The sequence below is a fragment of the Amycolatopsis sp. NPDC059235 genome (assembly GCF_042754125.1).
Lineage (GTDB): Bacteria > Actinomycetota > Actinomycetes > Mycobacteriales > Pseudonocardiaceae > Amycolatopsis > Amycolatopsis albidoflava.
In genome coordinates this window covers 17,946-26,935 of sequence record NZ_JBHZAG010000069.1, presented here as the reverse complement: position 1 = coordinate 26,935, position 8,990 = coordinate 17,946, and the positions used below count along the sequence as shown (strand labels likewise).

General features: G+C 70.0%; 10 protein-coding genes. 2 read left to right on the top strand and 8 right to left on the bottom strand.

What is annotated here, in order from left to right; genetic code table 11:
- Positions 1-72: 72 nt before the first annotated feature.
- Genes ACFXI3_RS34110 through ACFXI3_RS34095 form a run of 4 tightly spaced genes read right to left on the bottom strand, consistent with a single transcriptional unit; the run spans position 73 to position 1,315 of the window.
- The gene (locus tag ACFXI3_RS34110; RefSeq protein WP_378405199.1) at positions 73-414 is read right to left on the bottom strand and encodes a DUF3040 domain-containing protein; all 342 of its coding nucleotides are present in this window, start codon (positions 412-414) and stop codon (positions 73-75) included.
- The gene (locus ACFXI3_RS34105; RefSeq protein WP_344264528.1) at positions 408-728 is read right to left on the bottom strand and encodes a DUF3618 domain-containing protein; all 321 of its coding nucleotides are present in this window, start codon (positions 726-728) and stop codon (positions 408-410) included. Before ACFXI3_RS34105 ends, ACFXI3_RS34110 begins: the two co-directional genes overlap by 7 nt.
- Complete coding sequence (locus ACFXI3_RS34100) at positions 725-1,135, bottom strand: phage holin family protein (protein WP_378405197.1); 411 nt, start codon at positions 1,133-1,135, stop codon at positions 725-727. Before ACFXI3_RS34100 ends, ACFXI3_RS34105 begins: the two co-directional genes overlap by 4 nt.
- Positions 1,136-1,189: 54 nt before the next feature.
- The gene (locus ACFXI3_RS34095; RefSeq protein ID WP_378405195.1) at positions 1,190-1,315 is read right to left on the bottom strand and encodes a hypothetical protein; all 126 of its coding nucleotides are present in this window, start codon (positions 1,313-1,315) and stop codon (positions 1,190-1,192) included.
- A gap of 218 nt (positions 1,316-1,533) precedes the next feature.
- Between ACFXI3_RS34095 and ACFXI3_RS34090 the strand changes: the two genes are divergently transcribed.
- Positions 1,534-2,391, top strand: coding sequence for an SDR family oxidoreductase (locus ACFXI3_RS34090; protein ID WP_378405193.1), 858 nt, complete (start codon positions 1,534-1,536; stop codon positions 2,389-2,391).
- A gap of 97 nt (positions 2,392-2,488) precedes the next feature.
- Here ACFXI3_RS34090 and ACFXI3_RS34085 read toward each other — a convergent pair whose 3' ends face one another.
- The 3 genes from ACFXI3_RS34085 to ACFXI3_RS34075 form a co-directional block, all read right to left on the bottom strand.
- Entirely contained in the window at positions 2,489-3,598 is a 1,110-nt protein-coding gene (locus tag ACFXI3_RS34085; protein ID WP_378405191.1) for an enolase C-terminal domain-like protein, read from the bottom strand.
- Entirely contained in the window at positions 3,595-5,388 is a 1,794-nt protein-coding gene (locus tag ACFXI3_RS34080) for a thiamine pyrophosphate-requiring protein (protein WP_378405190.1), read from the bottom strand. Before ACFXI3_RS34080 ends, ACFXI3_RS34085 begins: the two co-directional genes overlap by 4 nt.
- A 220-nt stretch (positions 5,389-5,608) precedes the next feature.
- The gene (locus ACFXI3_RS34075; RefSeq protein ID WP_344264541.1) at positions 5,609-5,944 is read right to left on the bottom strand and encodes a plasmid stabilization protein; all 336 of its coding nucleotides are present in this window, start codon (positions 5,942-5,944) and stop codon (positions 5,609-5,611) included.
- Between the two features lie 98 nt (positions 5,945-6,042).
- Here ACFXI3_RS34075 and ACFXI3_RS34070 point away from each other — a divergent pair, with 98 nt between their 5' ends.
- The gene (locus ACFXI3_RS34070) at positions 6,043-7,995 is read left to right on the top strand and encodes an aconitate hydratase (protein WP_378405187.1); all 1,953 of its coding nucleotides are present in this window, start codon (positions 6,043-6,045) and stop codon (positions 7,993-7,995) included.
- Between the two features lie 3 nt (positions 7,996-7,998).
- On the opposite strand, the gene ACFXI3_RS34065 is transcribed toward ACFXI3_RS34070, so the two are convergent.
- The gene (locus tag ACFXI3_RS34065; protein ID WP_344264547.1) at positions 7,999-8,898 is read right to left on the bottom strand and encodes a Ku protein; all 900 of its coding nucleotides are present in this window, start codon (positions 8,896-8,898) and stop codon (positions 7,999-8,001) included.
- Positions 8,899-8,990: the final 92 nt, after the last annotated feature.

The following is an 8,990-nucleotide window of genomic DNA, read 5'->3' as shown; positions in this document are numbered from 1 at the left end:
TCAGGCTGGACCCCGGCGAGCGCTCCAGGGACGGTCGTTGACGGTTTCCTGACAGTGATCTAGCGAACTGATCTAGCGAACTGATCTGGCGAACTGATCTGGCGAACTGATCTGGCGACCGCCCGGCGGGTCAGCGCCAGGATCCGGCTTTCCAGTGCCGCACCGCGAACGGCCCGCCGACGAGCACCGCGAGCCGACCACCCCGGCCACGATCATGCCCGGCCGCGTGTCGAACGCGCCGGTCGCGATCAGCACGACGCTGGTGATCGTCGCCAGGATCTCCAGCGCGGAGCGGCGGCGGCACAGGCGCGGACGGCCGGATCCGCGGTCCAGCTTCGCGCTGAGCCGCGGATCCGTCTCGCCCAGACCGCGTTCGATTTCGTTCAGCGCACGCTGTTCCCGGTCGGTCAGCATGCGCCGCCCTGCTTCCGGTGCGCGGACCGGCGGCGGATCAGGAACCGGAGCACGAACACGCCGCCGAAGACCGCCGCGAACAGCGGGAGCGGGTTGCTCCGCACGGCCTCCGCGCCGGCGCGGACCTTCTCCGCAGCCGGGGCAGAGACGGTCTTCTCCACTTGCGCGGCCGCCCGGTCGATCGTCTCGTCCACCTTCTCGGCGGCGCGGGTGCGGACGTCCAGCTTGTGGCCCAGCGCGTCCAGCGTTTCGGCCAGTTCCTCGCGGGTGACGTCCCGGTCCGCGCGGGCCTCTTCCACCTTGCGTTCGGTCATGACCGCACCTGCTTCATCGTCTCGATGTCCTCGCGCACCCTGTCCACGGACTCCTCCGGCACCGGCCCGCCGGCGCGGCTCGCCTCCTTGCCGCCGACCAGCGCGGCAAGCCCCGCGACCAGCAGCAACGCGCCGCCGACGATCAGCGCGGCCAGCCAGCCGGGCACCACGAGCGCGAGACCGAGCACCGCCGCGGCGATCAAGGTCGCGCCGCCGAGAAGCGCGAGCACGCCGGCGAACCCGACGAGCCCGGCCCCGACGCCGAAGCGCTTGCCCTTCGTCTGGAATTCGGCCAGCGCCAACCGGAACTCGTCTTGGAGCAGGCGTTTGATGGAAGTGGTCAGATCGGCCGCGAGGTCCGCGGTGGATTTCTCCTCCGCGGGCGTCCGGTTCATCTCCTCCAGCACGGTTGTCCTCCCTTCTTGTTCGAGGCGTACCCGGCTTGGGGGTGGCGAAACGGATCAGCGCCGTGCTGATCCGAGCGTGGTCAGTGCTTCGCGGAGTGCGCCGACGCCGGACTCGTGCAAAGCGGCGATCCCGGGATCGTGCCGGACCAGCAGGCAGCCGTGCGTGCGAGAGTCGGACACCGGCGTGCTGGTCGAGGCGCTGTCCCACGATTACTGATCGTCCCCGGGTTTGCCGGCCGCACGGCGGGGTAATCGCCGCGCATCCGCAGCGCGGGCCAGGGGCGAGGGGCCGCGCAACCGTCGCGGGGGGACGGTTGCGCGGCCGTTCGGGTGATTGAACCGCGGCGCAGCGGGTAGCCGGAAAGAGACGGCACCGACTTTCCGGGGAGGACTCTCGCATGGCAGACCGCATCCGACCGCCGCAGCAGCAGGAACCGCCGGGCGCCACGGCGGAAATGGATCCGCAGCCGCGCGATTCGATGACCGGCTACGAGGGCCGGGGCCTGCTCGCCGGGCAACGCGCGCTGATCACCGGCGGCGACTCCGGGATCGGCCGGGCGGTCGCGATCGCCTTCGCGAAAGAAGGCGCGGACGTCGCGATCTCCTATCTCAGCGAGCACGAAGACGCCGAGTACACCGCCGATCGCGTGCGCGCCGAGGGCCGGGAATGCTTGCTGCTTCCCGGCGATCTCGCCGACGCGAGCCACTGCCGGGAGATCGTCGACCACACGCTGTCCGAATTGGACGGTCTCGACATCCTGGTCAACAACGCCGCGACGCAATGGCCGGTCGACCGTCCCGAGGACCTGACCGAAGAGCAGTGGATGCACACGTTCGACGTGAACCTGCACAGCTTCTTCCGGGTGACCGCCGCCGCGCTGCCGCATCTCGGCGACGGCGACGTCATCATCAACACCGGTTCGGTGAACGGCTTGCGCGGCAACAAAACCCTCATCGACTACTCGGCGACGAAGGGTGCGATCCACGCCTGGACGTACGCGATGGCGCAGGCGCTGGCCGACCGGGGGATCCGGGTGAACTGCGTCGCGCCGGGTCCGGTGTGGACACCGCTCATCCCGTCGACGTTCCCGCCGGAGAAGGTGGAGAAATTCGGCCTGCAGGCACCGTTCCAGCGGGCGGCGCATCCGGACGACATCGCGCCGTCGTATGTGTTTCTCGCGTCGAATCGCCTTTCGTCGTACTACAGCGGCGAGGTGCTGGCCTCGCTGGGCGGCGAGACGGTCCCGGGCGGATAGCCCTCCGCGGCGAGCCCGGCGGCCGCAGTTCGGAGCGGTGACGAGGGCGCTGGTGTCGGCGGATGCGGACAACGGGATTCGGGAGTTCAGCGCTGGCTCATCGGCCCTCGACCGCGTACTCGGCGGCAGCGTCGGCATGCAGGCGCAGCCCGTGCCCGGCGACGGACATCGACGGGGCGACCCGGCCGCCACTGGGGTCGAGGCCGCCGTAGAAGAGTTCCCGTTCGATGCGGTCGTGGTCGGCGAACCATTCGAGGTGCCGGAAATTCGGGGTCGCCGCGGCCGCGTGCGCGGACAGGTTCGGTGCGCAGTGCGCGGAAACCTCGCGGTTCGCGGCAGCGGCCAAAGCGGCGACGCGACGCCATTCCGTGTAGCCGCCGCATCGCGTCACGTCGACTTGGAGGCAATCGACCGCGGGCAGCATCCGGGCGAAGTACGGCAGGTCGCAGCCGTACTCGCCGGCCGCGATGTCCGGGCCGTCCGGCGTGCGCAGCTGGGCCAGGCCGGGCAGATCGTCGCTGGACACCGGTTCCTCGAACCAGGTCACGCCGAACTCGCGCAATGTCTCGGCGATCCGGCGAGCGCGCCCGACCGAGTAGCCGCCGTTCGCGTCGACGTACAGCGCGGCGTCGTCCCCCATCGTCTCGCGCGCCAGCCGGACCCGGCCGATGTCGCGGGCGACCGCGTTGCCCCAAGCTTCGCCGATCTTGATTTTCACGCGCGGAATGCGTTGCTTCCGCACCCAGTATTCCAGCTGCGCGGCCAGTTCGTCGTCATCCTGCGAGGTGAAACCGCCGCTGCCGTAGACGTCGACCTCGTCGTGCACCCGGCCGAGCAACCGGCTCAGCGGAACGTCGAGCAGCCGCGCGGCGGCGTCCCAGATCGCTATGTCCACAGCGGACAGTGCACAAGAGACCAGTCCGGCGCGGCCGAGGTTCCGGATCGCGTGCTGCATCGCGTTCCAGCACGCGGGCGGATCCAGGACCGGCATTCCGGCGATCGCGGAGGCGAGTTTTCCTTCGATCAGCGGGGCACAGGAGAAATCGGCATACGTCCAGCCGAGTCCATCGGTGCCGCCGGCCCGCACTCTGGCCACGACAAGCGTTGTGGAGTCCCAGGCGAGCGTGCCGTCGGCCTCTGGCGAAGGGGTCGGCACCCGGTAGGCGCGCGCGTCGATCCGTTCGATGTGCGGGGCGGCGACCGTCACCGCGACCGCCCGGGCAAGAACTCCTGCAGCTTCGTCTTCGCACCCTGGAACATCAGGTGGAACGCTTCCGGATCGCCCTTGAGCACGGACTCGGTCACCGATTTCATCTGCTCGAACGTCGCGTGCGGCGGAATCGGCGGAACCTCGGCGTCGCACCGCACGTCCAGCACGGTCGGCCGGTCCGCGGCGAACGCGGTCTCCCAGGCCGAAGCGAGGTCGCTCGGGTCCTCGACGTTGATCCCTTCGAGGCCGACGCTGCGCGCGAAACCGGCGTAGTCGACGTCCGGCAGCGACTGCGATTCCTCGAACTTCGGTGCGCCGCCCATCGCGCGCAGTTCCCAGGTGACCTGGTTGAGGTCGTTGTTGTGGAACACGCAGACGACGCACCGCGGATCCGTCCACAATCCCTGGTAGCGGGCGATGGTGATCAGCTCGGCCAATCCGTTCATCTGCATCGCGCCGTCGCCGACCAGCGCGATCGCCGGCCGGTCGGGATGCGCGAACTTCGCCCCGATCGCGTAAGGCACGCCGGGGCCCATCGTCGCGAGGGTGCCGGACAGGGTGGCGCGGATGCCGTCGCGGATCCGGAGATTGCGCGCGTACCAGTTGGTCGACGAACCGGAATCGGCGGTGACCATCGCGTTGCCCGGGATTTGCTTCGACAGCTCGTGCACGATCCGCATCGGGTTGACCGGCTTCGCGTCGACTGCCGCCTGCTGGTCCATTGTGGTCCACCAGTCGGCGACGTTCTTCTCGATTTTCTCGCGCCACGAACGGTTTTCGGTCCGGTTCAGCTTCGGCAGCAGCGCGCGCAGAGTCGCGGCGGCGTCGCCGACGAGGTTGACCTCGGTGGGGTAGCGCATGCCGATGAACCGGCCGTCGAGGTCGATCTGCACCGCGCGGGCCTGGCCGTACTCCGGCAGGAACTGGCTGTAGGGGAAGTTCGACCCGACGATCAGCAGCGTGTCGCAGTCGCGCATCATCTCGTAGCTCGGCCGCGTGCCGAGCAGTCCGATCGCACCGGTCACATAGGACAGGTCGTCAGCCAGAACGTCCTTGCCGAGCAACGCTTTCGCCACTCCCGCCCCGGTGATTTCCGCGACCTCGCGGACTTCCGCGGCCGCGCGGCGAGCGCCCTGCCCGACGAGGATCGCGACCTTCTCCCCGGCGTTGAGCACGTCGGCCGCCTCGGTGATGGCGGGTTCGGGCGGCACCGGATTCGGCCACGCGGTCCCGGGCGGGCTCGACGGCATCTGCTTGAACGCGTGCTGCGGCGGCTCGTAGGGCGCTTCCTGCAGGTCCGCCGGGATGATCAGCGCGGTCGGCGTGCGGGACGCCTGCGCCACCCGGAACGCGCGGTCGAGCGCGTTGGGCAGCTGCTCGGCGACGTTCACCTCGATGCAGTACTCGTTCGCGACATCCCGGTACAGCGCCTGGAGTTCGACCTCCTGCTGGTAGCTGCCGCCCATCGCGGTGCGCGCGGTCTGCCCGACGATCGCGACGACCGGGACGTGGTCGAGTTTCGCGTCGTAGAGCCCGTTCAGCAGGTGGATCGCACCGGGCCCGGACGTCGCCATGCACACGCCGACGGCCCCGCTGAACTTCGCGTAGCCGACCGCGGAGAAGGCGGCCATCTCCTCGTGCCGGGCCTGCACGAAGCGCGGCTGGTTGTCCGCCTTGCCGAAGGCGGCGACGAGACCGTTGATCCCGTCCCCGGGGTAGGCGAACACCTGCTCCACGCCCCAATCGCGCAGCCGCGAAAGCAGGTAGTCGCCGACGGTCTCGGTCATGGCAATCCTCTCGTGCGTCGATGTCGTGCAAGGCATCGGCGAACCAGAAACCGCACAGCAGGAAGGCGTCTTCGCCGCCGCGCAATTCGCCGGGGCCATTGTCTGCGTCCGGGTCGTAACGATGGGCGAAACCGTCTCGCGACAGTTCTTTCCGCACGGCGCCGAAATGGCGGATCCAAGCCCGGTCGCGCCGATCGGGCGCTGGTTCACCGCGGCGGAATCAGCCCCGGCCCAGCGCGTTGGCCAGTTCCTTCTTCGTCATCGTGGACCGGCCGTGGATGTTGCGCTGCTTGGCCTCGTTGTAGAGCTGGTCGCGCGTCGGACCGCCAGGCCCGAGTCCCTTGCCGGAGCGGTGCCCGCCGCGCTGCTGCGGCGATTTGTCGCGCACCGAGGTCTTGCTCGCGCGGTCCGATTCGCCCGACTGCGCCCGGTTCTTGTTCACCGTGCGGGCGGCGATCTCCTTCGCGCGCTTCTTGCTCGCGCCGCGGTCCTCCTGCGACTCCTCGATGTGCTGGTACTGCCGTTCGCGTTTCGAACTCCAAGCCTGCTGCGGCATCCCAGTCTCCTTCCGCCGTTCTTGATCCCCGGATTGCCTGTGCGGGCGGCCCGGAAACATGGCGGTTCGCCGCGCCGGAAACGGGTATCCGCTCGGGCGTGGGACGCGAACAGACTCTCGCCGGGCGGCTGCTGGCCGAGCACCTGGTCGCCGGCCGGCTCGAACCAGGGACCGAGATCGGCCTGCGGGCCGATCAAACGCTGACCCAGGACGCCACGGGCACGCTCGTGATGCAGGAGCTGGAGGCGCTCGGGCTCGATCGCGCGCGCACCGAGCTGAGCGTCCAGTACGTCGATCACAACCTGCTGCAGGCGGACGAGAAGAACGCCGAGGACCACGCCTACCTGCGCTCGGCCTGCCGCCGGTTCGGGCTGTGGTTCTCCAAAGCGGGCAACGGGGTCTCGCATCCGACGCACATGGAGCGGTTCGGCGTGCCCGGCAAGAGCCTCGCCGGGTCCGATTCGCACACCTGCGCGGCCGGGGCGCTGGGCATGCTCGCCGTCGGTGTCGGCGGCCTCGAGGTGGCGCTGGCCATCGCCGGGGAGCCGCTCTACCTGCGGATGCCGGAGATCTGGGGTGTCCGGCTGAGCGGCGAGCTGCCGCCGTGGGTGTCGGCGAAGGACGTCGTGCTGGAGATGCTGCGAAGGCACGGCGTGAGCGGCGGGCGGCACCGGATCATCGAGTACCACGGGCCGGGGCTGGCCTGCCTGAGCGCGATGGACCGGCACGTGATCGCGAACATGGGCGCCGAGCTGGGCGCGACCGCGACGGTCTTCCCGGCCGACGAAGCGATCCGCGCGTTCCTGCGCGCGGAGGGGCGCGAGCACGACTTCCGCGACCTGCGCGCCGGCCGCGACGCTTCCTACGACATCGAAGACGAGATCGATCTGTCCACGGTGGAGCCGCTGGTCGCGAAACCGTCTTCGCCCGGCAACGTGGTTCCGGTGCGGGAGGTGTCGGGCACGCCGGTGGGACAGGTGGTGATCGGTTCGTCGGCCAATCCCGGGTTCCGGGACTTCGCAGTCGCCGCGGCCACCGTCCGGGGCAGGCAGACGGCCGATTCGGTCAGCTTCGACGTCAACCCGACGTCGCGGCAGATCCTCGTCGAACTGGCCCGCAGCGGACACCTCACCGACCTCGTCGCGGCCGGGGCCCGGGTGCACCAGGCGGGCTGCCTCGGCTGCATCGGGATGGGCCAGGCGCCCGCGCCCGGCACGAACTCGCTGCGCACGTTCCCGCGGAACTTCCCCGGCCGGTCCGGCACCTCGGACGATTCGGTGTGGCTGTGCTCGCCGGAGACCGCCGCGGTGTCGGCGCTGACCGGCGTGCTGACCGATCCGCGCGACTACGCCACCGTCCACCACCTCGCCCACCCGCGGGTTTCCGGACCGGCCCGCTCGGCGGCCGACCCGCGCGTCTTCACCGCTCCGCTGCCCGAGGACGAGGCGATGCGGGAGGAGCTGGTGAAGGGCCCGAACGTCGCCGGGCTGCCGGACTTCGAGCCGTTGCCGGACGAGATCGAGGGCCCGGTGCTGCTGAAGGCCGGGGACGACGTGTCGACCGACGAGATCTCGCCCGCCGGGGCACGCGCGCTGCCGTACCGCTCGAACATCCCGAAGCTGGCCGAGTTCACGTTCACCCGGCTCGACGAGGACTACCCGAAGCGCGCGGCCGACAGCCCGGAGCATTTCGTGGTGGCGGGGGAGAACTACGGCCAGGGCTCGTCGCGGGAGCACGCCGCGATCACCGCCCGGTACCTGGGCCTGCGAGTGGTGCTGGCCCGGTCGTTCGCGCGGATCCACTGGCAGAACCTGGTGAACTTCGGGGTGCTGCCGCTGGAATTCGCCGATCCGGAGGACGGCGCGAAGATCCAGCGCGACGACGTGCTGTGCGTGTCCGGGCTGCATCGGCTGGCTGAGACCGCTGAGTTCGCGGTGCGGAATCAGACACGGGACGAGGAGTACCGGGCGAGGCATCAGCTGTCGCCGCGCCAGGTGGACGTGCTGCTGGCCGGCGGGCGGATTCCGCAGCTGGCACGCGCGCTGCACTGACCCCTACGACGCCTTCAGCGCAGCCTCCAAATCAGCGCGCGACATCTTCGATCGCCCCTTGACGTCGCGCTCCTTCGCCAGCTTCTGCAACTCCGTCTTGGACAGCCCGGACAGATCCGGCGTACGCGGCCGACGGCTTCCCCGCACGCTCTTGGCCAGCGCCTCCATCAGGTCGACCACCTTGGTCGGCTGCTCCGGCTCCGCGGCGGGCGTGACGGTGTTCCCCGCCTTCTTCGCCTCGATCAGTTCCTCCACCCGCTCGCGGTAGGTGTCGCGGAACTCCTCCGGCCGCCACGGCTCGGACATCGCGTCGATCAGCTTCACCGCGAGGTCCAGCTCTTTCTGGTTGGTCTTGGCCTTGGCGGGCAGCTGCGGCACGTCGTCCGCGCTGCGCACCTCGGCGGCGTAATGCAGCGTGTTGAGCACGATCACGCCGTCTCCGGCTCGGGCGAGCGCGAGGTGCTCCCGGCCGTGGAAGACGAACTTCGCGACGGCCGCCTTGTCCCGGCGGGAGAGCGCGTCGAGCAGCAGCACGTACGGGCGTTGCGCCTCCTCCTTGGCGGGGGCGAGCCAGTAGGCGCGGTCGAAGTACACCGGGTCGACCTCCTCGAGGTCCACGAAGCTCTCCACCTCGAGCGACCGCGACCGGCCAGGCGCGATCTCGTCCAGTTCCTCCTGCTCGACCAGCACGTACTCGTCGTCGCCGACCTCCCGGCCGCGCACGATGTCGTCGTAAGGGACCTCGTCGCCGGTCCGCTCGTTCACCCGCCGGTAGCGGATGCGGTCCCGCGTCCCGCGCTGGAACTGCGTGAAGTGCACCGCGTGGTCCTCGACCGCCTTGTACATCCGCACCGGGACGTTCACCAGCCCGAACGACAGCGCACCCTGCCACACCGGACGCATCGGCAGCTCCTTCCTCCCTGATTGCCCGGTGGGTACCCGGTGCGGGCGTTCGGCACACCGCGCCGGTGTAACCGCGGGGCATTCGGGGTAAC

What these genes read in the sequence shown, in the direction of transcription:
- ACFXI3_RS34090 (WP_378405193.1), top strand. Translation starts at nt 1,534, where the DNA reads ATGGCAGACCGCATCCGACCGCCGCAGCAGCAGGAACCGCCGGGCGCC.
- ACFXI3_RS34075 (WP_344264541.1), bottom strand. Translation starts at nt 5,944, where the DNA reads ATGCCGCAGCAGGCTTGGAGTTCGAAACGCGAACGGCAGTACCAGCAC.
- ACFXI3_RS34110 (WP_378405199.1), bottom strand. Translation starts at nt 414, where the DNA reads ATGCTGACCGACCGGGAACAGCGTGCGCTGAACGAAATCGAACGCGGT.
- ACFXI3_RS34105 (WP_344264528.1), bottom strand. Translation starts at nt 728, where the DNA reads ATGACCGAACGCAAGGTGGAAGAGGCCCGCGCGGACCGGGACGTCACC.
- ACFXI3_RS34065 (WP_344264547.1), bottom strand. Translation starts at nt 8,898, where the DNA reads ATGCGTCCGGTGTGGCAGGGTGCGCTGTCGTTCGGGCTGGTGAACGTC.
- ACFXI3_RS34080 (WP_378405190.1), bottom strand. Translation starts at nt 5,388, where the DNA reads ATGACCGAGACCGTCGGCGACTACCTGCTTTCGCGGCTGCGCGATTGG.